We start from the raw sequence: 21747 nt of genomic DNA, 5'->3' as shown, positions 1-21747 counted from the left end.
TCTCTACCTTTCGTCCGTGTTCCGTTACCACACGTAGGCGAGGACTTCCCCACCTACACCTTTGGAAGCCGCCTGACGGTCTGTGAGCAGACCGGAGGAGGTTGACAGGATCGCAATCCCCAAACCGCCCAACACACGAGGCAGGTTGGTGGACTTGGCATAAACGCGCAGACCGGGCTTAGAAATACGGCGCAGGCCAGCAATAGCGTGCTCGCGCTGCGGGCCGAACTTCAGCTGGATGGTCAGGGTTTTGCCAACACGGGCCTCTTCTTCGGCCCAGTCATCGATGTAGCCTTCGTTTTTCAAGATCTCGGCCAGGCGGGTCTTCAGTTTCGAAGACGGCATGGATACCGAGTCATGTGAGGCCGAATTTGCGTTGCGCAGACGGGTCAACATGTCTGCGACAGGATCGGTCATAGTCATGTGGGCTTCACGCCCTTTCTCGCTGTGGTTTCCCGGACCGGTACACCGGATGGGACCTGTAGCGTAGATAGATTACTGGTCTTTCTTGAATGGGAAGCCCAGAGCGCGCAACAGCGCACGGCCTTCGTCATCGGTCGTTGCGGTGGTCACGACGGTGATGTCCATACCGCGTACGCGGTCGATATTGTCCTGATCGATCTCGTGGAACACGGTCTGCTCGGCCAGGCCGAACGTGTAGTTACCGTTACCATCGAACTGCTTGGAGGACAGACCACGGAAGTCACGAATACGTGGCAGAGCAAACGAGACCAAACGGTCCAGGAATTCCCACATGCGGTCGCCGCGCATGGTCACATGGGCGCCGATGGGCATACCTTCACGCAACTTAAACTGCGCGATGGACTTCTTGGCCTTGGAAACCTGTGGCTTCTGACCAGTGATGGCGGCCAGATCCTTGATGGCACCTTCGATGACCTTCGAGTCACGAGCTGCTTCACCAACACCCATGTTCACCACAACTTTGGTCAGGCCCGGGACCTGCATCACGTTGCTGTAGTTAAACTGGTCCTGCAGCGACTTCTTGATCTCGTTCTGGTATGTGGCCTTCAGACGCGGGGTGACCTTGGGGGCTGCGGCCGTATCGGTGCTAACCTCAGTCATCACAGCTCCTTTCCAGAGGCCTTGGCGTAACGGACCTTGACGGTCTTGGTTTCGCCGTTCTTCTCGACTTCTTCAAAGCGGTAGCCAACGCGGGTCGGCTTGCCAGACTCGGGGTCTACGATGGCAACATTCGAAATGTGCATCGGGGCTTCGACCACCTGGATACCACCTTCGGTAGCGCCCTGGGGTCCCTGACCGGCACGGACGTGCTTAGTCACGCGGTTGACACCTTCAACGAGCACGCGCTCATCTTTGGGGAACACGCGCAGGACTTTGCCCTGCTTGCCCTTGTCCTTGCCTGCAATAACCTGCACGAGGTCGTCTTTCTTGATCTTGGCCATGGGACTAGATCACCTCCGGTGCCAGTGACACGATACGCATGAACTTCTTGTCACGAAGTTCGCGACCGACCGGGCCGAAAATACGAGTGCCACGGGGTTCCTGGTCACCCTTGAGAATTACAGCTGCGTTCTCATCGAAGCTGATGTAGGAACCGTCAGCGCGGCGTACCGATTTCTTGGCACGGACTACCACGGCTTTGACGACATCTCCAGCCTTGACGTTGCCACCGGGGATAGCGTCTTTTACGGTTGCGACGATCACGTCGCCGATGGATGCATAGCGGCGTCCAGATCCTCCGAGAATACGGATAGCCAGGATTTCCTTGGCGCCCGTATTGTCGGCGACCTTAAGCCGCGACTCCTGCTGAATCACTTGATTACTCCTGTCGTCGTGCTGGTTCTCCCCCGAAGACCGGGTGAGCCTAGCCGAACGGTGAACTGATAGCTTTCGCCTTCTGCTTTCCCTCACCCTGAGAGGCTCGTGGCGTCGAACAACGAGCAATCTCGACGTTGTTCAGACCGCTCGAGAACACTCATTCACGTCATCCACGTGCAGGGCAAGGCCGAGGCATTTTCGGCGAAAGTTCTGTGGTTCTTGGCACGTGAGATGGATGGTCTCACCATCAAGAGCACACAGACTCTTCATCTTACACGCCATACTGGCGCTATTTCAATCTAATGGCATGGTGGTGCGGGTGTTAGTTCGCTCTCTGTCGATTGGCGTCGTCCTGAGAAAAGCACGTGACAAAGTCTCAGTTAACGACACAGGCCCACCACAAAAGTGGTGGGCCTGTGTTACTCAGTGCGCCTGGGATTACTGAGCGCGCTCAACAATCTCAGCCAGCCGCCAGCGCTTGCTCTTAGACAACGGGCGGGTCACCATCAAGTCGACGCGGTCACCCACACCTGCGGTGTTCTCCTCATCGTGAGCCTTCACACGCTTGGTGGTGCGAACGATCTTGCCATACAGTGCGTGCTTTTTGTGGGACTCGATCTCCACGACGATGGTCTTATCCATCTTGTCGGAAACCACGATTCCACGAAGAGTCTTCCGGTAGTTACGCTCCGGAGCGGCTTCGGTGGCGGCGGTGTTCGTTGATTCGGTCACTTGTCCTCCTCCTCAGCCTTCTTCTTGGACTTCTTGGTTTTCTTCTTGGATTCTTTGACGTCATCAGCCGGAACGTCGACATTCTCGCGAATACCGAGTTCACGCTCGCGCAGGATGGTGTAGATCCGTGCGATATCGCGCTTGACGACCTTGATACGACCGGTGTTTTCGATCTGACCGGTGGCGGCTTGGAAACGCAGGTTGAACAGTTCAGCCTTTGCTTTCTGCAGCTCTTCGGTCAGGCGGGCGTTATCGAAGCCATCGAGAGCTTCAATGTTGAGTTCCTTGGAACCAACTGCCATGATCACTCACCACCTTCACGACGAACGATACGTGCCTTCATCGGCAACTTGTGGATGGCCAAAGTCAACGCTTCACGGGCGACCTCTTCGGAAACACCGGAAAGTTCGAACATCACTCGTCCGGGCTTGACGTTTGCAACCCAGTACTCAGGCGAACCCTTACCGGAACCCATACGGACTTCGGCAGGCTTCTTGGTCAACGGACGGTCCGGGAAAATATTGATCCAGACCTTACCACCACGCTTAATGTGGCGGGTCATGGCAATACGAGCTGCCTCGATCTGGCGGTTGGTGACGTAGGAGTGGGTCAGAGCTTGGACACCAAACTCACCGAAGGTCACTTCGGTTCCACCCTTAGCCATACCACGACGACCGGGACGGTGCTGCTTGCGGTACTTCACACGACGTGGGATCAACATTAGGCGTTGCCTCCTTCAGTTGCGCCGGTCTGTGCCTTGGCGTCCTGTCCCCCGCCGCGACGACGACGCTGGTTGTTGCGGCCACGGCCGCCACCGCGTCCACCACGACCGGACGGCTTGGCAGCCTCGACTGCAGCCAGTTCCTTATCGGTCAAGTCACCCTTGTAGATCCAGACCTTCACACCAATGCGACCGAAGGTGGTCTTCGCTTCGAATTTGCCGAAGTCGATGTTGGCGCGCAGGGTGTGCAGAGGCACGCGACCTTCACGGTAGAACTCCGAACGAGACATTTCAGCCCCGCCCAGACGGCCCGAGCACTGGATACGGATACCCTTGGCGCCCGCACGCATTGCGGACTGGATGCTACGACGCATCGCGCGACGGAAAGCCACACGGGCGGCCAGCTGCTCAGCGACACCCTGTGCCACGAGCTGGGCGTCCATTTCGGGGTTCTTGACTTCCAGAATGTTGAGCTGGATCTGCTTGCCGGTCAGCTTTTCCAGCGACCGACGAATACGATCGGCTTCTGCACCCCGGCGACCGATGACGATACCCGGGCGCGCGGTGTGGACGTCCACACGAACGCGATCGCGAGTGCGTTCGATCTCCACCTTGGCGATGCCAGCACGCTCCATACCATCGGACAGAAGTTCACGAATGCGAACGTCTTCTTTCACGAAGTCGGCGTAGCGCTGGCCTTCCTGGTTGGAGTCAGCGAACCAACGGGAGACGTGATCGGTGGTGATACCGAGGCGGAATCCATTGGGATTAATTTTCTGACCCATTTAGTTGGTCCCACCCTTCTCTTCTTCGGTCGCAACGACCACGGTGACGTGGCTGGTGCGTTTTCTGATCTGGAAAGCGCGTCCCTGGGCACGAGGCTGGTAGCGCTTCATGGTCGGTCCTTCATCTACGAAAGCTTCGGAGATGAACAGTTCGTCTTCTTTGAAGGACAGACCTTCACGGTCTGCTTTCTGACGGGCATTGTCCACCGCGGAGGCAACAACCTTATACACCGGCTCCGAAGCACCCTGCTGAGCGAACTTCAGAATAGCCAGCGCTTCAGTCGCTTGCTTACCACGAACAAGGTCGACAACGCGCCGGGCCTTCATTGGCGTCACGCGCAAGTAGCGCGCACTTGCCTTGGCTTCCATTGCTTATCCTCTTTCGAATCTCGCAGGGCCCGCCTTAGCGGCGGCCCTTCTGGTCGTCCTTGGAGTGGCCGCGGAAGGTTCGAGTTGGTGCGAACTCTCCGAGCTTGTGTCCCACCATGGCTTCGGTGATGAACACCGGAACGTGCTTCCGACCGTCGTGGACAGCGATGGTGTGACCAATCATGTCCGGAACGATCATGGAACGACGGGACCAGGTGCGGATAACGTTCTTATTGGTCTTTTCGTTCTCAGCAAGAACCTTCAGGTAGAGATGCTGATCAACGTAAGGACCCTTTTTCAGGCTGCGTGGCATTGAGAGATCAGCTCCTTATCGTGATTTCTTGCCGGTACGACGACGACGAACAATGAGTTTGTCGCTTTCCTTATTCGGGCGGCGGGTGCGGCCTTCCTTCTGACCGGACGGGCTCACAGGGTGACGACCACCGGAGGTACGACCTTCACCACCACCGTGCGGGTGGTCGACCGGGTTCATCACAACACCGCGAACAGTCGGGCGGACGCCCTTCCAGCGCATGCGACCGGCCTTACCCCAGGAGATGTTGATCTGCTCGGCGTTGCCGACTTCACCGATAGTGGCGCGGCAACGAACGTCAACGTTGCGAATTTCACCGGAGGGCAGACGCAACTGGGCGTACTTGCCCTCGCGAGCCACCAGCTGGGTGGAGGCACCAGCGGAACGAGCCAGCTTAGCGCCACCGCCCGGGCGTAGCTCCACTGCGTGCACCACAGTACCCAGCGGGATATTGCGTAGCGGCAGATTGTTACCCGGCTTGATATCAGCGTTCGCACCCGATTCGACGATGTCACCCTGCTTCAGCTTGGCCGGAGCAATGATGTAGCGCTTCGCGCCGTCGACGTAGTGCAACAGTGCAATGTTGGCAGTGCGGTTCGGGTCATATTCAATGTGTGCGACCTTGGCCCGAATGCCATCCTTGTCGTAGCGACGGAAATCGACCAGGCGGTACTGGCGCTTGTGACCGCCGCCCTTGTGACGGGTCGTGATCTTGCCGGAGCTGTTACGCCCACCAGTCTTCGTCAGCGGACGAAGCAGTGATTTCTCGGGCGTGCTCCGCGTGATTTCTGAAAAGTCGGAAACCGACGAGCCGCGCTGGCCCGACGTAACCGGCTTGTATTTACGGATAGCCATATCTTTATTCCTCGATTAAGTGGTCTCCGGCTTAGAGAGCCGGACCTCCGAAGATGTCAATGGTCCCTTCCTTCAGAGTGACGATCGCGCGCTTGGTATCTTTGCGCGAACCCCATCCGAAGCGGGTGCGCTGACGCTTCCCGGGACGGTTCATGGTGTTGACCGAATCAACTTTGACATCAAAAATCTTTTCGATGGCAAACTTAATTTCGGTCTTATTCGAGCGCGGGTCGACGATGAAGGTGTAACGACCCTCATCCATATCGGCGTAGCTCTTTTCCGAGACGACGGGAGAAATGATCACGTCGCGCGGGTCTTTGTTGATGGTGCCGCTCATTTGGCCTCCTCCTTCTTGTTGCTGCCGGCGGCAGCCACGAAGGCCTCGTAGGCCGGCTTGGTAAAGACCACATCATCACTCATCAGCACGTCGTAGGTGTTGAGCTGATCAGTGTAGAGGGTGTGGACTCGTTGCAGGTTGCGGGTGCTCAGGGCAGTCACATCGTCACTGCGATCAATGACTACCAGGAAACTCTTCCGACCGGTATTCAGCTCCTCCAAGGCGGCCTTTGCGGCCTTAGTGGACGGAGTCTGTTCGGTCACGAGAGCTTCCAGCACGTGAATCCGGTCGTGACGAGCACGGTCGGACAGTGCTGACCGCAGAGCGGCAGCTTTCATTTTCTTGGGGGTCCGCTGGGAGTAGTCCCGCGGCACCGGGCCGTGGACAATACCACCGCCGGTCATCTGAGGCTCGCGGTTGGAGCCCTGACGAGCGCGACCGGTACCCTTCTGGCGGAATGGTTTACGGCCACCACCGGATACTTCGCCGCGAGTCTTTGTTTTATGAGTTCCCTGCCGTGCAGCCGCTTGCTGTGCGACGACGACCTGGTGCATCAGAGGCACATTCGTCTCGGCACCAAAGATATCGGCCGGCAGATCAACCGTAACTTTCTTGACAGCCATCTGCTCATGCTCCCTTCGCTGCATCGCGAACCAGCACAACCCGACCCTTGGGGCCAGGAATGGCGCCCTTGATCAACAGCAGGTTGTTCTCTGCATCGATAGCGTGCAGAGTAAGGTTCTGAGTGGTAGTGCGCTTATTGCCCATACGGCCGGGCAGGCGCTGGCCTTTGAAGACGCGGCCCGGGGTGGAAGCACCACCGACCGAACCGGGTTTACGGTGGTTCTTGTGCTGACCGTGGGATGCGGCCACACCGGCGAAGCCGTGACGCTTCATGGCACCGGCGAAGCCTTTACCCTTAGAGTTAGCGGTCACGTCAACCTTTTGACCAGCTTCAAACTGTTCAACGGTGACGTCCTGGCCCAGCGTGTACTCAGCGACATCAGTGGTACGGATCTCGACCACATGGCGACGCGGGGTGACGCCTGCCTTCTCGAAGTGGCCGGTCAGTGGCTTGGTTACCTTACGGGGATCAATCTGACCGTAGGCCAGTTGAACAGCGGTGTAGCCATCTGATTCTTCAGTGCGAAGCTGCGAAACCACGTTGGGCTCTGCCTGAACCACGGTCACCGGAACAAGGTTGTTCTCCTCGTCCCAGACCTGGGTCATGCCGAGCTTCGTGCCCAGCAAACCTTTTGTTTGACGGTTAGCGGTCATAGTTCTCTCAGCACCTCCCTAGCCTAAAGCTTGATTTCAATATTGACGTCCGCGGGCAGGTCCAAACGCATCAGCGAGTCGACGGCCTTCGGAGTCGGGTCTACGATGTCGATCAGCCGCTTATGAGTGCGCATTTCAAAATGCTCGCGACTGTCCTTGTACTTGTGCGGAGAACGGATCACGCAGTAAACGTTCTTCTCAGTTGGTAGCGGCACCGGGCCCACTACCTGAGCGCCTGCGCGTATGACCGTATCTACGATCTTCCGTGCTGAAGTGTCAATCACCTCGTGATCGTAAGACTTCAGACGGATGCGGATTTTCTGTCCCGCCATGGCGTCTTGCCTCTTTCGTCCTTGTTGTCCGTACCTGTCCCTGTGTGCGATTCAACGGCCATGGACCAGACAATTGCGCCTCATCGACCGTCTTCGCTTATTCCACCTCCAGCAACAAATCCGAAAACTTCGGGTTCCTCGCTCCTGAAGGGCTCCCATCCACGCGCTCGGGCGTGTCGAAATCTATGTCGGAACACTACGCTCGAGGAGAGGGAGGGAATTCTGCTCACGGGGCGAATACCGATTCAGACACGATGATTCGCTCGTCCATGCTGAGCAACTTATCTAGTATGACATGTTTTGGCGCGCAACGCGAATCCTCGAGTCTCGTTATTGGCAAGATCACGTTATTGCCACGAGACCTCGACACACAACAGGGCCCCGCCTCCGAGACATCTCGGTAACGGGGCCCTGTCGACGAGCCTCAGGCTGAGCTCAGCCCGAACTCAGTCAGAGGTCTTACTTGACGATTTTGGTCACACGACCGGAACCAACGGTGCGACCACCCTCACGGATAGCGAAGCCGAGGCCCTCTTCCATAGCGATCGGCTGGATGAGCTCGACTGACATCTCAGTGGTATCGCCAGGCATAACCATCTCAGTACCTTCCGGCAGGGTGATGACGCCAGTAACGTCAGTGGTGCGGAAGTAGAACTGCGGACGGTAGTTGGAGTAGAAGGGGTTGTGACGGCCACCCTCGTCCTTGGAGAGAATGTAGACGTTACCCTCGAACTGGGTGTGCGGGGTAATCGACCCCGGCTCAGCAACAACCTGACCACGCTCAACGTCTTCACGCTTCAGACCACGCAACAACAGACCACAGTTCTCGCCTGCCCATGCTTCGTCGAGCTGCTTGTGGAACATCTCGATACCAGTGACGGTGGTCTTCTGGATTTCGCGGATACCGACGATTTCAACCTCAGAGTTGATAGCCAGAGTACCGCGCTCGGCGCGACCGGTCACCACGGTACCGCGACCGGTAATGGTGAAGACGTCCTCGATCGGCATCAGGAACGGCTTGTCCTTATCGCGAACGGGGTCCGGAATGTAGGTGTCAACAGCGTCCATCAGTTCTTCAACGGACTTGACCCACTTCTCGTCGCCCTGCAGAGCCATGTAGCCGGAGGTGCGGATCACAGGAGCCTCGTCGCCATCGAAGTCCTGCGAGCTCAGCAGTTCACGAACTTCCATTTCAACGAGCTCAAGCAGCTCTTCATCATCAACCATGTCGCACTTGTTCAATGCAACCAGCAAAGCGGGAACGCCAACCTGGCGAGCCAGCAGCACGTGCTCGCGGGTCTGAGCCATCGGGCCATCGGTGGCAGCAACCACGAGGATCGCACCGTCCATCTGGGCAGCACCGGTAATCATGTTCTTGATGTAGTCGGCGTGGCCCGGGGCGTCAACGTGTGCGTAGTGACGTGCTTCGGTCTCGTACTCGATGTGGGAGACGTTAATGGTAATACCACGCTGGCGCTCTTCAGGAGCACCGTCAATCTCGTCGTAGTTACGTGCCTCGTTGAGGTCAGGGTACTTACCGTGCAGTACCTTCGAGATAGCTGCGGTGAGAGTGGTCTTACCGTGGTCAACGTGGCCGATAGTACCAATGTTGACGTGCGGCTTCGTCCGCTCGAACTTTGCCTTCGACACAGATTCCTCCTAGAACTGTTCGACTGGAGAAGGACATGGCAGCCGCTTGATGTGCGGTCTGACTTTTCTACAGTCTACGCGTCAGATTTTTCTTTTCTAAATTCCCCGGATATCAGGACCGGCGCCCGTCGCTTGAGGCCTACTCGGCCGAGCAGGCGGACCGGACCAAAAGTCCTGTCTAGCCCCGTCCCTCCGGAGTGTGGTCGAGGCTGTGTGACCGGTGGGGTGAAGCGTCTGTTCTCCACCCCTCCGATCCCAAGTTGTTTCAGAGTGATTTTACCGGATATTTCCGGTACCGATGACTCTTACTGGCCTGAGTGCTTCTGGATGATCTCTTCCGAGACAGTCTGTGGCACTTCACCGTAGGAGTCGAAGGTCATGGTGTACACAGCGCGACCTTGAGTCTTGGACCGCAGGTCGCCGATGTAGCCGAACATCTCGGACAGCGGTACCTGTGCGTTGATGACCTTCACACCCTGAGCGTCTTCCATCGAACCGATGGTGCCACGGCGGGAGTTCAAGTCACCGATCACATCACCCATGTATTCTTCCGGAGTGCGGACTTCAACGGCCATCAGTGGCTCCAGCAACACCGGCTTAGCTCGACGGACACCTTCTTTGAAGACCTGCGAGCCAGCCAGTTTGAAGGCCATTTCCGAGGAGTCCACATCGTGATAGGCGCCATCCTCGAGGGTAGCCTTGATGCCGACCATCGGGTAGCCGGCCAGCACACCGAACTGCATAGCTTCCTGAATACCCTGGTCCACCGAGGGGATGTATTCGCGGGGAACCCGACCACCGGTGACGGCGTTGTCGAACTCGTAGATCTCACCTTCGGAGGTTTCCATCGGTTCGAAGGTGACGATGACCTTCGCGAACTGACCGGAGCCACCGGTCTGCTTTTTGTGGGTGTATTCCACGTTTTCGACCTTCTTGCGGATTGTTTCGCGGTAGGCTACCTGCGGCTTACCCACGGTTGCTTCCACTTTGAACTCACGCTTCATGCGATCCACAAACACGTCGAGGTGCAACTCGCCCATACCGCCGATTTCGGTCTGGCCGGTTTCCTCGTTGTGGTTGACCGTGAAGGTCGGGTCCTCAGCGACCAGACGCTGAATAGCGGTGGAGAGCTTCTCCTGGTCACCCTTGGATGCGGGCTCGATAGCCACGGAGATCACTGGCTCGGGGAACTCCATTGATTCCAGAATGATCGGATCGGACTTGGCAGACAGAGTGTCACCGGTGGTGGTGTCTTTCAGACCCACCACAGCGTAGATGTGGCCTGCCTGAGCTTGCTCAACGGGGTTCTCTTTATTGGCGTGCATCTGGAAGAGCTTGCCAATGCGCTCCTGCTTGCCCTTGGTAGCGTTCAGGATGGTGTCACCCTGGGAGATGGTACCGGAGTAGACGCGGATGTAGGTCAGGGTACCGAAGAACGGGTGAGCCGCGATCTTGAAGGCCAGAGCAGAGAACGGCGCGTCGGTGCTGGGTTCACGGGTCAGTTCGACAGACTCGTCACCGACCTCGTAGCCGTGGACAGCGCCGACGTCGAATGGTGCCGGCAGGTAGTCAACCACGGCGTCCAGCAACGGCTGAACTCCACGGTTTTTGAAGGCCGAGCCACAGAACACGGGGTAGGCCTCGTCGTTGACAGCCATGGCGCGGACGCCGGCCTTGATGTCCTCTTCGCTCAGCTCTCCGTTCTCGAGGTACTTCTCCATCAGCTCCTCGGAGGACTCAGCAACAGACTCCACCAGTTCGTTGCGGTATTCCTCGGCGCGCTCCTGGAGCTCAGCCGGAATCTCCTGGGTTTCATAGGACGCACCCAAGGTCACGTCACCCTTGGCGTCACCTTCCCAGACGTAGGCCTTCATGGTGACCAGGTCAACAACACCCACGAAATCACTCTCAGCACCGATCGGCAGCTGCATGACCAGTGGCTTGGCCTGCAGGCGGTTCACGATGGTGTCGACGGTGTGATAGAAGTCTGCACCGAGCTTGTCCATCTTGTTGACGAAGCAAATGCGTGGGACGCCGTACTTATCGGCCTGGCGCCAAACGGTCTCAGACTGAGGCTCCACACCTTCCTTTGCGTCGAACACAGCAACGGCACCGTCGAGCACGCGCAAGGAGCGTTCCACCTCAACGGTGAAGTCCACGTGTCCCGGGGTGTCGATGATGTTGATCTGGTGACCTTCCCAGAAGGAGGTTACAGCCGCGGAGGTAATGGTGATACCGCGCTCTTTTTCCTGTTCCATCCAGTCGGTGGTGGACGCACCATCGTGGGTTTCGCCCAATTTGTGGTTCACACCCGTGTAGAACAAGATACGCTCGGTGGTCGTGGTCTTGCCGGCATCGATGTGGGCCATGATGCCGATGTTTCGAACCTTCTTGAGGTCAGTCAGCACGTCTTGTGCCACAGTGTCTCCCTTGGGGTTGTGACCGGAAGTTCAGGAACTGACCGTTCTGCGGTGTCTGCCCAAACCTGGCCGTTGGTTATCTCGTGATCTGTAGTTATGGTCGGATCTCGGGATGCTGGCTTACCAGCGGTAGTGTGCGAAGGCATTGTTGGCTTCGGCCATCTTGTGCACGTCCTCGCGACGCTTCACTGCAGCACCCAGGCCGTTGGAAGCGTCCAAGATTTCATTGGTCAGGCGCTCGGTCATGGTCTTCTCACGGCGCACCTTGGAGAAGCCCACCAACCAACGCAGGGCCAGCGCGGTCGCACGACCGGGCTTGACCTCAACCGGCACCTGGTAGGTTGCACCACCGACGCGGCGGGAACGAACTTCCAGAGCCGGACGGATGTTGTCCAGAGCTTTCTTCAACGTTGCAACGGGATCGTCGCCGCCTTTATCGCGGGTACCGTCCAGTGCACCGTAGACAATGCGCTCTGCGGTGGACTTCTTACCATCGATCAGCACCTTGTTGATCAGCTGGGTGACCAGCGGGGAGCCGTACACCGGATCAACGACCAGCGGGCGCTTAGGAGCAGGTCCTTTACGTGGCATTACTTCTTCTCCTTCTTTGCACCGTAACGGCTACGTGCTTGGTTGCGATCCTTGACACCCTGGGTGTCCAGTGCGCCACGCACGATCTTGTAACGAACACCGGGCAGGTCCTTCACACCACCACCGCGCACCAGCACGATGGAGTGTTCCTGCAGGTTGTGGCCCTCACCGGGGATGTAGGCGGTGACTTCGATACCGCCGGCGAGACGCACACGTGCAACTTTACGTAGTGCAGAGTTCGGCTTCTTCGGGGTCGTGGTGTACACACGAGTGCACACGCCACGACGCATCGGGCGGCCCTCCAGGGCAGGAGCGCCCACCCGCTTGGACTTGGGGGTGCGGCCCTTACGGACCAGCTGCTGAATTGTAGGCAAACTATTCTCCGTTATGTATGATCTCGGTCGACCGCCCCGTCACGCACCCAGCTCATGAACGGGAGGTGAACTCGAGGACGGTCTGGACCGAAGTCCGTGGTTTATTTCTCGCTACCCGAAACTCAAAAAGTGTTTGGGCGTGCAAAAAGGTGGCATTTGTTGCGCAAGAACCCCGCAACCCGGACTGTGTCCTATTGCCACACTGGAAACAATCGATCTTATAGTACCAGGTCTAGCACCAGAATGGGAACTGAGACTGTTCGTGGTCCGTAGGGCTAGTTCATACTGCCGGGCCGGTGTTGTACTTCTTCGGCAGCTTTATACAGTCGGTACTTCTGATACAGGTCGCGCTTGAAGTTTTTATCCTGCCGATACTGAAGCGGAGTGTAGACCTGTCCAGACTTTTTGAGCTCAGAGATGTAGTGGCGTTGCTGGTCGTTGGCGTAGCGTTGGGCAACCGAAAGCGGGATCGTCGTTGACAACGCGAGGTGCTCAACATGTGCCGGTGCTGGTTCATCAAAGTCGCCGAGCAGATCTCCCAAGTAGAAATCCACGGGGTTACGTCCGGCCGCGGTGAGGTAGTAGTGATGACGTCCTAGCCGAGGGTTCATTTCTAAGAACATCGGTTCCCCCGTGGTGGGATGGACCTTGATATCAAACATGGCGAAGCCGTGCCAGTCAAGGCTGTCGAGAATTTTCGCACCGTGGTGATGAAGGGGGTTATCCGGTACAGCAATCACCGCGCGGGCATTGCCTTCTAGTCCCACAGCATGATCTTCCACGATGACTTCGCCGAGCCCCGACAAGGTGATGTTTCCGTCTGCGTTGCGGTACATCGTCAGGATGCGTAGCTGGGAGTCAGGCCCTGGAATGAACTCCTGGACAATGAGCCCTCCTCGATACCCAGCGTCAGTTGCCTTGTCAAGAACCTCTTTGAGGTTCGCGTCGTTATCGATGTAGTGGACCTTACGGCGCCCTTCGAAACGTGTGGAGGCCCATTGGCCGCCATCATCGGCTTTGAGCACTACCGGATACGACAGTCGTGCGCCGTGAAAGGAATTGAGGAAATCATCAGAACTTGTGGTCTGCTCAGCTGCCGCATGGGAGTCATAGATCAAGGTACGCGGGTAGGGCACAGAGTATGTCCGACAGAGCGCATAAAAATGATCTTTGAGCGCCGCACGGTCGAGTTGTTCGACAGTGACGGCGGGGAACACGTAGCCAGCGTCGCGCAACCTGTCTGCTTTTTGGGCCACAATGCGAACCAGATGATCGTATCCGCTGTGGAGCACCAAGGGCCGATCCGGGGTGTGAGCATTGACCGAACGAGCAACCTGTTCTACGTGCGCTGTTACCGTCTCTGGGTCGAACATGGGACCGGCCGGGTAGAGCTCGGTGAGTTTGCTTCCTCCAACAATCAGGTTCTGCCCGGTTGGCACCACCGCAGACATCCAGCCGAAGCGTTCGTGATATTCCCGGGCGAGACTATAGGCCCCCAAATCACCTCCGGTGATCACCGGGACAACGGGCTGCTCCGCGCTAATTTTCGAGCTCATAAACGCCAGACTATAGCAACAGCACGAGCAAGGGCACTCCCCCAGCCGATCGGACTTGATTCCTTGAGTGGAGCGATCCGAGGAGCCACTTGTTCAGATCGATACGGTAGGTTAGCGATGTGACTTCACGACAGGACCTCCGGATTACTGACATCTCAACCTCCACGCACGAACAGTTCCTAGCCTCCCAACCAAGCGCGTCTTTTCTGCAAAACCCGCGCTGGCCCCAGGTGAAGACAGGGTGGAGAGGACAGTCACTAGGCTGGTACCGCGGTGACGAACTTGTGGCCGCCTCCCTCGTGCTGTATCGGGGTATTCCAGCGCCGTTACTCCGCACAAAGTCGTTGGCTTATCTCGCCGATGGTCCGGTATTCTCTGCTGACACCGTTGCCCTCGGCGACATTCTGGAACCGCTGGTCCCCTACCTGCGTTCTCAAGGCGCGTTCCTCATTCGGATGGGATTGCCGTTCTCGGAACGGTCGTGGAGTGCACATACCGTTCGTTCGACACTATCCAAAGGCGACGAAACTCTTGTCACAGAGCTGGATGCCGACTCCGAGAACGATCAGGTCGTGGAGATGACCCGATTGCTCGACGACCAGGGCTGGTCCCGCCCGAAGATTACCGCGGATTTCCAGGCCGGCCAGGCCCAGTTCCAAGCCCGGATACCGTTGCCTGAGCTGTCAGAAGCAGAGCGTAACGACCGAGAATCTGAAGGTTTTCAGGAAGCGGTCGAGCAGGTCCTGTCACGAATGGACAGCACTTCGCGTCGACAGACCCGTAAATCCACGCGCTCGGAGTTGAAAATCACCGCTACGGGAGCGGAAGCTCTCGATCGCTGGCAGCAACTTTTTGAAGAAACCGCCGAACGGGATGGATTCTCGGGCAGGCCGCAGGAGTACTTCGAGCGCATGGCCACGGCGCTGGGCGAGTCTGAAGTCTCAGACTTCAAGGTGCTACTGGCAGAATACGAGGATCAGCTACTGGCTTCGGCTATTTACGTCCAGCAACGAGATACCGGTTGGTACGTCTATGGCGCCTCGTCACGGGCCGAATCCAAACGCTACGCACCTCGTGCTTTGCAATTGGAACAGATTAAACTGTCGTTAGAGGCGGGCTGTCGCTGGTACGATCTCGGCGGGATCTCACCAACTTTGGATAAAGAACACCCCTTGGCTGGTCTGAGCCGGTTCAAAACCACTATGGGCGCTGATGTGCACCAGACTTTGGGTGAATGGGATTTGCCACTCAACAAGTTGCTGGCCAACGGGTTCAACTTCTATATGAACCGTCGTGGTTAGCTCACTGCGTTAGTCCCCGACCGGGGCCCAAGCGCACCCAAGGTTATCTCGATCTCCTTTAATCACGACACCCACCCATCCCGGCCATAACTTGTCCTGCGGTCTGCTCGGATCGTAGCTACCCAGCACCATGGTCTCATTGGGCCCTTCCGGGAACTCGTCTAACGTGGGGTCCCGCTCGGATAGTGGTGCGCTCTTTTCGTCCGGGACTAGGTAGGTATGGTGAGTCGAGACCGGATATCCTTCCTCGCCACGGGGAGCGTGACAGACTCCACCAAATGCGGGATAAGGGTCAGTCCGGACAGGCCACCACTCGTGGAGTCCTTCCACATATTCGGCACGAACAACACGGGTTTGCTCCCCCGATCCCGGATCCGAGCAGGGAGCTTCATCGCTTGGATACCGCAGAAACTCGTGGACCTCCAAGCCCCCGTCTACCGGGGTCACGTCCGCAACCACGTCTCCACAATGTGCGCTTCGTGCGAAAGGTACAGGGGACTGCTCCGGTCCATCCTCTGTAGCGATCCACATGTACCACCTGATGTCGTAAGCGTTGCCTTGATAACGCTCAATTTCCACGCCCGCATCCACGATACCGTTCCCGTTGAGGTCTTCACGGATCACTTCACCGAGTTCATAAGAATAGGGTAGGTGAGATAGTTCCTGCTCGGCCTCGGTCAGCTTAGCCTCGTTAAGGGTCAACTCCGTCGTGTCTGCTCCAGGCACATAGCCGGAAAAGTGAAAACTCATCGAGGTGAAATCGGTATCTTCCAAACCCTCAATTTTTGCTTCGGTCTGCTCCTCAGATTCCTCGTTCTAAGGCGTGGACGAGGCGGAGGAAGACTCAGGGGAACCCGCGCCCCCGCAGGCAGTCAACATCAAAGCAAGGACGATACTGCCGATAAAGTACGTCGTGATGTTGCGATTTCTCGGTGAGCGCATGAGATACATAACACTCAGCCTACCTGCCGACCCGCCCCTCGTGTACTGTTCCCACGACCAGCCAGTGATCTCGAATCCCATCATCGGGCCACGTCACTTCACCCGCAGTAACCTTGGAGTAACTATTGGTCTGAGCTAGCTGAAGCCGTGTCCGTGGCGGGACGGACGCGGAGAAAATTCAGTTGACTGGTTTCAGCATCAGCTCCACGATAAACCCCACAGTTAGTGCGGGGACCGACCTGTTAACGAACCATGAGCAACACGTTCAGTGTTTCGGGACACCGCGAGAAATTCCCGTCTAGCCAAACCGAATACCGATCGGCAAGTCTTCGTAGGCGACCCAGCCACACCCGAGAACCTGTGAACCATCGAAGATGCCCCCGATTGCCCACCATTCACCGTCGATTTTGCGATCACTGCCATCCCCCTCACCGAACGGAAACAATATCGTGAGCTCAGGGTGCGTCTCAGCATTAGTCTCAGCTATCGATGCGCTTTCTTTGTACGGATTTACATGCGCAATATCGACCGGAGCCGTCATTCCTTCGTCTCCCGTCAGAGAACAAATTCCGCCGTACCCGATAACAGGTGCCACTTGCACAGGCCACCACGCGCCTGCTAGATCAAAATAGTCTGCGGCGATAGTGCGAGTTCGTTCGTGCAAGCCATGCTCTGCGCAGGAGACATCGTCTTCCTTAGCGCGTAAGTGCTCATGCACTTCAAGTCCGTCATTCGTAGCAGTCACGGATTCGACCTGATCACCGCAATTTCCGGACCGGGCGAACGGGAGGGGCGACTGTTCCGGACCGTCTTCCGTGGCAATCCACATGTACCACCGACCGTCGTAACTATTGCCCTCATAACGTTCAATTTCCACGGCTGCGTCGACGATGCCGTCCCCATTGAGATCCTGATGAATCACCTCTCCGAGCTCGTAGGTAACTGGAAACTGTGGATCTCCCGCCTCCACCGTGCCATCGACGAATGTCTTCTCTTCTGAGTCATCGGTATCCGAATAACCCACAAATTGAAAACTAATCGAACTAAAGTCGGTATCTTCCAGACTCTCAATTTCCGGCTCGGTTGGCTCGGGCGGTTCCTCACTCGATTCCTCAGTCGAGGGTGTATCCGGCGCAGACGAGGAGTCCTCGGCCTCAGTCGGGGGTTCCGGGGCGTCTTGCGTATCCGTGCCTGGAATCGAGGAGGTATCAGCTGCCTCGGGATCCCCCGATCCAGCGCAACCAGTCAGCAGGAGTAATAGAGTAGCGAAGCCAACAAAGTACCTGGTCAGTGATGTGGTGAGTGAGTGTTCGTGATGAGATCCAGTTAACGCCATAACTGAAGTCTACAGGAAGGTTCAACGATCATTCAGGGCCTCGCTTCTTCCATCAACTCATCTCGTCAACGCGCTTTTAAACGCCGATGGCGCCGACTCCCCCGGGAGTCGGCGCCATCGGTATGAAGGACTTCGTATCGGTTAGCGGAAATCGCCACCCAGACCGTAGTCATCCAAGCTAATCGCGTGGTAGTCGCCACCGATCTGCTCCATACCCGGGTAATCGAAGTCCGGGTAAGCAATCGGAGAGGTGAATAACTTGTTCTTGGCTTCCTCGGTGGGTTCCACGACCACGTTGGAGTACCGGTCCAAGCCGGTACCGGCCGGGATCAGCTTACCGATGATCACGTTCTCCTTCAGACCCAGCAACGGATCGGTCTTACCCTCCATAGCCGCCTGTGTTAGAACGCGGGTGGTCTCCTGGAAGGATGCAGCCGACAGCCACGAGTCTGTAGCCAGCGACGCCTTGGTGATACCCATCAGCTCGTCACGGCCTGAGGCCGGACGTTGACCCTGGGCCACGGCAGCGCGGTTGGCGTTGACGAACTCGGTGCGGTCGGTGAGTTCGCCGGGCAACAAGTCGGTGTCGCCGGACTCGATCACGGTAATGCGACGTAGCATCTGGCGAACAATGACTTCCACGTGCTTGTCGTGGATGCCCACGCCCTGGGACTGGTACACGTTCTGAACTTCCTTAACCAGGAACTTCTGAGCGGCCCGCGGTCCGAGCACACGCAGCACCTGCTTGGGGTCAACCGCACCGGAGACCAGCTGGGTACCAACAGCGACGTGCTCGCCGTCTTCCACCAGCAGGCGGGAGCGACGCAACACCGGGTAGGCGATTTCGTCGGAGCCGTCGTCCGGGGTGAGGATCAGCTGGATCTGACGGTCGTCGTCTTCGATCCGAACGCGACCGGCCACCTCGGAAATCGGGGCCACACCCTTCGGGGTACGGGCCTCGAAGAGCTCCTGAATACGGGGCAGACCCTGGGTAATATCGTCAGCCGATGCCACACCACCGGTGTGGAAGGTCCGCATGGTCAGCTGGGTACCGGGCTCACCAATGGACTGCGCAGCGATAATACCGACAGCTTCACCAATATCGACCAGCTGGCCGGTTGCCATCGAGCGACCGTAGCACTTCGCACAGGTGCCCACCTGGGATTCACAGGTCAGCACGGAGCGGACCTTGATCTCGGTGATGCCGTTGCTGATCAGCTTCCCGATCAGCACGTCGCCGACGTCCGAGCCGGCCTCAGCCAGCACGGTGCCGTCGTCTGTGGTGACGTCGGTGGCCAGGGTGCGTGCGAAGCACGAGGTCTCCACGTTCTCATCCAAGACCAACTCGCCGTCCGCGTTGGCGGTAGCGATGGTTTCGGTCAGACCACGGCGGGTACCACAGTCGTGCTCGCGAATGATGACGTCCTGGGAGACGTCGACCAGACGACGAGTGAGGTAACCGGAGTTTGCGGTCTTCAACGCGGTATCGGCCAGACCCTTACGAGCACCGTGGGTTGCGGAGAAGTATTCCAGCACCGACAGACCCTCACGGTAGGAGGACTTAATCGGACGCGGGATAATCTCACCCTTCGGGTTGGTCACCAGACCACGGATACCAGCGATCTGACGAACCTGTAGCCAGTTACCACGCGCTCCCGAGGTCACCATGCGGTTAATAGTGTTCAGTGGACCCATACCAGCGCGCATGGCCTCGGCGACCTCGTCGGTTGCCCGCGACCAGATGTCGTTGAGTTCACTGCGGCGCTCGTCGTCAGAAATCAGACCGGTGTCGTACTGGCCCTGGACCTTGCTGGCCTGGTCTTCGTACTTGGCCATCACCGCAACCTTGTCGAAGTCCGAGGTGATGTCGGAAATTGCCACAGTCACACCAGACCAGGTACCCCAGTGGAAACCAGCGTTCTTCAGGTTGTCCAGGGTGGTAGCGGTGTCGATCAGCGAGTAGCGCTCAGCCAAATCATTAACCAGTGCGCCCAGGGTACCCTTGGTTTGACGCTCATCAACCCAGGGGTAGTCATCCGGCAGCAGGTCGTTGAACACGACCTTACCCAGCGTAGTTTCGATGGTTGCCGGCTGACCGGGTTCCCAGCCTTCCGGAGCTGATACCGCCTCGGATGGCACGAAGTTTTGCACGGTGATGGTCACCGGTGCATTGAGGTGCAGTTCGTTGTTGTCGAAGGCCATGGTGGCTTCACCCACGTGGGTGAAGTGACGGCCGGCGCCGACCTCGTCCTCACGCACGGTGGTCAAGTGGTTCAGGCCGATAATCATATCCTGCGACGGAACAGCAACCGCGCGGCCGTCCGAGGGCTTGAGGATGTTGTGGCTGGAGAGCATCAGCACCCGAGCCTCGGCCTGAGCCTCAGGGCTCAGCGGCAGGTGCACGGCCATCTGGTCACCATCGAAGTCTGCGTTGAACGCAGCGCAGACCAGCGGGTGCAACTGAATGGCCTTACCTTCCACCAGCTGCGGCTCGAAGGCCTGAATACCCAGACGGTGCAGAGTCGGTGCACGGTTGAGCAGTACCGGGTGTTCGGTAATGACTTCTTCCAGCACGTCCCATACTTGGGGGCGGGTGCGCTCTACCATGCGCTTGGCGGATTTGATGTTCTGCGCGTGGTTGAGGTCCACCAGTCGCTTCATGACGAAGGGCTTGAACAGCTCCAGAGCCATCTGCTTGGGCAGACCACACTGGTGCAGGCGCAACTGCGGGCCCACCACAATCACTGAACGGCCGGAGTAGTCAACACGCTTGCCCAACAGGTTCTGACGGAAACGGCCCTGCTTACCCTTGAGCATGTCCGATAGCGACTTCAGCGCACGGTTACCTGGTCCGGTCACCGGACGACCACGACGCCCGTTGTCGAATAGCGAGTCCACGGACTCCTGTAGCATCCGCTTTTCATTGTTCACGATGATCTCGGGAGCACCCAGATCCAGCAGACGCTTCAGACGGTTATTGCGGTTGATCACACGACGGTAGAGGTCGTTGAGGTCCGAGGTGGCAAAACGACCACCATCGAGCTGGACCATCGGGCGCAACTCAGGCGGAATCACGGCCACCGCGTCCAGCACCATACCCTGCGGGGAGTTATTGGTGGTCAAGAAGGCGTTGATGACCTTTAGACGCTTCAGGGCACGAGTCTTGCGCTGGCCCTTACCGTTCTGAATGGTTTCGCGCAATTTTTCGGCTTCTGCCTGTAGGTCGAAGTTCTCCAAACGACGCTGAATCGATTCAGCACCCATGGAACCTTCGAAGTACTCGCCGTACTTGTCACGCATGGAGCGGAACATCGACTCGTTACCGATCAAGTCCGAGACCTTGAGGTTCTTGAAGGTCTCCCAGAGCTCTTCAAGCTTCTTGATCTCGTCGTCGGCGCGCTTACGGATCTGAGCCATGGTCTTCTCAGCAGTGTTGCGTGCCTTGGTGGTAGCTGAGGACTTGGCACCCTCGGATTCCAGCTGGGCCAGCTCATCCTCGAGATCCTTGGCCACTGCGGCGATGTCGGCATCGCGCTGGTCAGCCAGGTGCTTGACCTCTTGGTCGTGTTCCACCTGCAGATTAGGCAGATCCTGGTGACGAAGTTCTTCGTCAACATCGGTGATCATGTAGGCAGCGAAGTAGATGACCTTCTCCAGGTCCTTCGGTGCCAAATCCAGTAGGTAGCCCAGGCGGGAGGGCACACCCTTGAAATACCAGATGTGGGTCACCGGTGCGGCCAGCTCGATGTGGCCCATGCGCTCACGGCGGACCTTGGAGCGGGTGACTTCCACACCACAGCGCTCGCAGATGATGCCCTTATAGCGCACGCGCTTGTACTTACCGCAGTAGCACTCCCAGTCGCGGGTCGGTCCGAAGATGCGCTCACAGAACAGACCATCTTTTTCGGGCTTGAGAGTGCGGTAGTTGATGGTTTCGGGTTTCTTGACCTCACCATAGGACCAATTGCGAATCTGATCCGCAGTGGCTAGCCCAATGCGCATGAGGCCGAATGAGTTTTCAGTGGACATGGTCCGTAGAACTCCTGATGTCTAAA

The 21747-nt window shown here is 57.7% G+C and carries 24 protein-coding genes; 1 reads left to right on the top strand and 23 read right to left on the bottom strand.

Features of this window, described 5'->3' with window-relative positions:
- Positions 1 to 24: 24 nt before the first annotated feature.
- From rpsH to QDX22_RS11445, 20 genes are all read right to left on the bottom strand, one after another.
- Positions 25 to 423, bottom strand: a complete 399-nt coding sequence (gene rpsH, locus QDX22_RS11540) for a 30S ribosomal protein S8 (protein ID WP_110097916.1) — start codon at positions 421 to 423, stop codon at positions 25 to 27.
- A gap of 72 nt (positions 424 to 495) precedes the next feature.
- On the bottom strand, positions 496 to 1083 hold the full coding sequence (gene rplE / locus QDX22_RS11535) for a 50S ribosomal protein L5 (RefSeq protein WP_110100633.1): 588 nt from the start codon (positions 1081 to 1083) through the stop codon (positions 496 to 498).
- Positions 1083 to 1424 (bottom strand): 50S ribosomal protein L24, encoded by a 342-nt coding sequence (gene rplX / locus QDX22_RS11530; RefSeq protein WP_110097918.1) that lies wholly within the window; start codon positions 1422 to 1424, stop codon positions 1083 to 1085. Before rplX ends, rplE begins: the two co-directional genes overlap by 1 nt.
- A gap of 4 nt (positions 1425 to 1428) precedes the next feature.
- Positions 1429 to 1797 (bottom strand): 50S ribosomal protein L14, encoded by a 369-nt coding sequence (rplN, locus tag QDX22_RS11525; RefSeq protein WP_110097919.1) that lies wholly within the window; start codon positions 1795 to 1797, stop codon positions 1429 to 1431.
- 441 nt (positions 1798 to 2238) lie between these two features.
- Complete coding sequence (rpsQ, locus tag QDX22_RS11520; protein WP_279717874.1) at positions 2239 to 2532, bottom strand: 30S ribosomal protein S17; 294 nt, start codon at positions 2530 to 2532, stop codon at positions 2239 to 2241.
- Positions 2529 to 2834, bottom strand: a complete 306-nt coding sequence (gene rpmC / locus QDX22_RS11515; protein ID WP_110097920.1) for a 50S ribosomal protein L29 — start codon at positions 2832 to 2834, stop codon at positions 2529 to 2531. Before rpmC ends, rpsQ begins: the two co-directional genes overlap by 4 nt.
- A gap of 2 nt (positions 2835 to 2836) precedes the next feature.
- Positions 2837 to 3253: a 50S ribosomal protein L16 gene (rplP, locus tag QDX22_RS11510; protein ID WP_110097921.1), complete on the bottom strand. Its 417-nt coding sequence runs from the start codon at positions 3251 to 3253 to the stop codon at positions 2837 to 2839.
- Positions 3253 to 4038, bottom strand: coding sequence for a 30S ribosomal protein S3 (gene rpsC, locus QDX22_RS11505; protein WP_110097922.1), 786 nt, complete (start codon positions 4036 to 4038; stop codon positions 3253 to 3255). Before rpsC ends, rplP begins: the two co-directional genes overlap by 1 nt.
- Positions 4039 to 4407, bottom strand: a complete 369-nt coding sequence (gene rplV, locus QDX22_RS11500) for a 50S ribosomal protein L22 (RefSeq protein WP_110097923.1) — start codon at positions 4405 to 4407, stop codon at positions 4039 to 4041.
- Positions 4408 to 4441: 34 nt separating this feature from the next.
- Positions 4442 to 4720: a 30S ribosomal protein S19 gene (rpsS, locus tag QDX22_RS11495; protein ID WP_110097924.1), complete on the bottom strand. Its 279-nt coding sequence runs from the start codon at positions 4718 to 4720 to the stop codon at positions 4442 to 4444.
- Between the two features lie 15 nt (positions 4721 to 4735).
- The gene (gene rplB, locus QDX22_RS11490; RefSeq protein WP_279717873.1) at positions 4736 to 5575 is read right to left on the bottom strand and encodes a 50S ribosomal protein L2; all 840 of its coding nucleotides are present in this window, start codon (positions 5573 to 5575) and stop codon (positions 4736 to 4738) included.
- Positions 5576 to 5606: 31 nt separating this feature from the next.
- A complete protein-coding gene (gene rplW, locus QDX22_RS11485; RefSeq protein ID WP_110097926.1) occupies positions 5607 to 5912 on the bottom strand; it encodes a 50S ribosomal protein L23 in 306 nt (101 codons plus the stop codon).
- Complete coding sequence (rplD, locus tag QDX22_RS11480; RefSeq protein ID WP_279695995.1) at positions 5909 to 6535, bottom strand: 50S ribosomal protein L4; 627 nt, start codon at positions 6533 to 6535, stop codon at positions 5909 to 5911. The genes rplW and rplD overlap by 4 nt, the downstream gene beginning before the upstream one ends.
- A gap of 4 nt (positions 6536 to 6539) precedes the next feature.
- Positions 6540 to 7190, bottom strand: coding sequence for a 50S ribosomal protein L3 (rplC, locus tag QDX22_RS11475; protein WP_110097928.1), 651 nt, complete (start codon positions 7188 to 7190; stop codon positions 6540 to 6542).
- A gap of 23 nt (positions 7191 to 7213) precedes the next feature.
- Positions 7214 to 7522: a 30S ribosomal protein S10 gene (rpsJ, locus tag QDX22_RS11470; RefSeq protein ID WP_110097929.1), complete on the bottom strand. Its 309-nt coding sequence runs from the start codon at positions 7520 to 7522 to the stop codon at positions 7214 to 7216.
- 459 nt (positions 7523 to 7981) lie between these two features.
- A complete protein-coding gene (gene tuf, locus QDX22_RS11465; RefSeq protein ID WP_110097930.1) occupies positions 7982 to 9172 on the bottom strand; it encodes an elongation factor Tu in 1191 nt (396 codons plus the stop codon).
- A 305-nt stretch (positions 9173 to 9477) separates the two neighbouring features.
- The gene (gene fusA, locus QDX22_RS11460) at positions 9478 to 11592 is read right to left on the bottom strand and encodes an elongation factor G (protein WP_110097931.1); all 2115 of its coding nucleotides are present in this window, start codon (positions 11590 to 11592) and stop codon (positions 9478 to 9480) included.
- Between the two features lie 120 nt (positions 11593 to 11712).
- Entirely contained in the window at positions 11713 to 12183 is a 471-nt protein-coding gene (gene rpsG / locus QDX22_RS11455) for a 30S ribosomal protein S7 (RefSeq protein WP_279717872.1), read from the bottom strand.
- On the bottom strand, positions 12183 to 12557 hold the full coding sequence (rpsL, locus tag QDX22_RS11450) for a 30S ribosomal protein S12 (protein WP_110097933.1): 375 nt from the start codon (positions 12555 to 12557) through the stop codon (positions 12183 to 12185). The genes rpsG and rpsL overlap by 1 nt, the downstream gene beginning before the upstream one ends.
- Before the next feature lie 275 nt (positions 12558 to 12832).
- Positions 12833 to 14113: a carboxylate--amine ligase gene (locus QDX22_RS11445; RefSeq protein WP_279717871.1), complete on the bottom strand. Its 1281-nt coding sequence runs from the start codon at positions 14111 to 14113 to the stop codon at positions 12833 to 12835.
- A gap of 119 nt (positions 14114 to 14232) precedes the next feature.
- On the opposite strand from QDX22_RS11445, the gene QDX22_RS11440 reads away from it, so the two are divergent.
- On the top strand, positions 14233 to 15414 hold the full coding sequence (locus QDX22_RS11440; RefSeq protein WP_279717870.1) for a lipid II:glycine glycyltransferase FemX: 1182 nt from the start codon (positions 14233 to 14235) through the stop codon (positions 15412 to 15414).
- A gap of 9 nt (positions 15415 to 15423) precedes the next feature.
- Here QDX22_RS11440 and QDX22_RS11435 read toward each other — a convergent pair whose 3' ends face one another.
- The 3 genes from QDX22_RS11435 to QDX22_RS11425 form a co-directional block, all read right to left on the bottom strand.
- Positions 15424 to 16164, bottom strand: coding sequence for a hypothetical protein (locus QDX22_RS11435; protein ID WP_279723924.1), 741 nt, complete (start codon positions 16162 to 16164; stop codon positions 15424 to 15426).
- Positions 16165 to 16654: 490 nt separating this feature from the next.
- Positions 16655 to 17380, bottom strand: a complete 726-nt coding sequence (locus QDX22_RS11430) for a hypothetical protein (RefSeq protein ID WP_148707486.1) — start codon at positions 17378 to 17380, stop codon at positions 16655 to 16657.
- A 453-nt stretch (positions 17381 to 17833) separates the two neighbouring features.
- Positions 17834 to 21721, bottom strand: a complete 3888-nt coding sequence (locus QDX22_RS11425) for a DNA-directed RNA polymerase subunit beta' (RefSeq protein WP_110097937.1) — start codon at positions 21719 to 21721, stop codon at positions 17834 to 17836.
- Positions 21722 to 21747: the final 26 nt, after the last annotated feature.

Origin of the sequence: Auritidibacter ignavus (genome assembly GCF_029853775.1) — a bacterium.
Taxonomy (GTDB): Bacteria; Actinomycetota; Actinomycetes; order Actinomycetales; family Micrococcaceae; genus Auritidibacter; species Auritidibacter ignavus.
This window is presented reverse-complemented; position numbering and strand designations above follow the sequence as displayed.

What these genes read in the sequence shown, in the direction of transcription:
- rpsH (WP_110097916.1), bottom strand. Translation starts at nt 423, where the DNA reads ATGACTATGACCGATCCTGTCGCAGACATGTTGACCCGTCTGCGCAAC.
- rplE (WP_110100633.1), bottom strand. Translation starts at nt 1,083, where the DNA reads ATGACTGAGGTTAGCACCGATACGGCCGCAGCCCCCAAGGTCACCCCG.
- rplX (WP_110097918.1), bottom strand. Translation starts at nt 1,424, where the DNA reads ATGGCCAAGATCAAGAAAGACGACCTCGTGCAGGTTATTGCAGGCAAG.
- rpmC (WP_110097920.1), bottom strand. Translation starts at nt 2,834, where the DNA reads ATGGCAGTTGGTTCCAAGGAACTCAACATTGAAGCTCTCGATGGCTTC.
- rplP (WP_110097921.1), bottom strand. Translation starts at nt 3,253, where the DNA reads ATGTTGATCCCACGTCGTGTGAAGTACCGCAAGCAGCACCGTCCCGGT.
- rpsC (WP_110097922.1), bottom strand. Translation starts at nt 4,038, where the DNA reads ATGGGTCAGAAAATTAATCCCAATGGATTCCGCCTCGGTATCACCACC.
- rplV (WP_110097923.1), bottom strand. Translation starts at nt 4,407, where the DNA reads ATGGAAGCCAAGGCAAGTGCGCGCTACTTGCGCGTGACGCCAATGAAG.
- rpsS (WP_110097924.1), bottom strand. Translation starts at nt 4,720, where the DNA reads ATGCCACGCAGCCTGAAAAAGGGTCCTTACGTTGATCAGCATCTCTAC.
- rplB (WP_279717873.1), bottom strand. Translation starts at nt 5,575, where the DNA reads ATGGCTATCCGTAAATACAAGCCGGTTACGTCGGGCCAGCGCGGCTCG.
- rplW (WP_110097926.1), bottom strand. Translation starts at nt 5,912, where the DNA reads ATGAGCGGCACCATCAACAAAGACCCGCGCGACGTGATCATTTCTCCC.
- rplD (WP_279695995.1), bottom strand. Translation starts at nt 6,535, where the DNA reads ATGGCTGTCAAGAAAGTTACGGTTGATCTGCCGGCCGATATCTTTGGT.
- rplC (WP_110097928.1), bottom strand. Translation starts at nt 7,190, where the DNA reads ATGACCGCTAACCGTCAAACAAAAGGTTTGCTGGGCACGAAGCTCGGC.
- rpsJ (WP_110097929.1), bottom strand. Translation starts at nt 7,522, where the DNA reads ATGGCGGGACAGAAAATCCGCATCCGTCTGAAGTCTTACGATCACGAG.
- rpsG (WP_279717872.1), bottom strand. Translation starts at nt 12,183, where the DNA reads ATGCCACGTAAAGGACCTGCTCCTAAGCGCCCGCTGGTCGTTGATCCG.
- QDX22_RS11445 (WP_279717871.1), bottom strand. Translation starts at nt 14,113, where the DNA reads ATGAGCTCGAAAATTAGCGCGGAGCAGCCCGTTGTCCCGGTGATCACC.
- QDX22_RS11435 (WP_279723924.1), bottom strand. Translation starts at nt 16,164, where the DNA reads ATGAGTTTTCACTTTTCCGGCTATGTGCCTGGAGCAGACACGACGGAG.
- QDX22_RS11425 (WP_110097937.1), bottom strand. Translation starts at nt 21,721, where the DNA reads ATGTCCACTGAAAACTCATTCGGCCTCATGCGCATTGGGCTAGCCACT.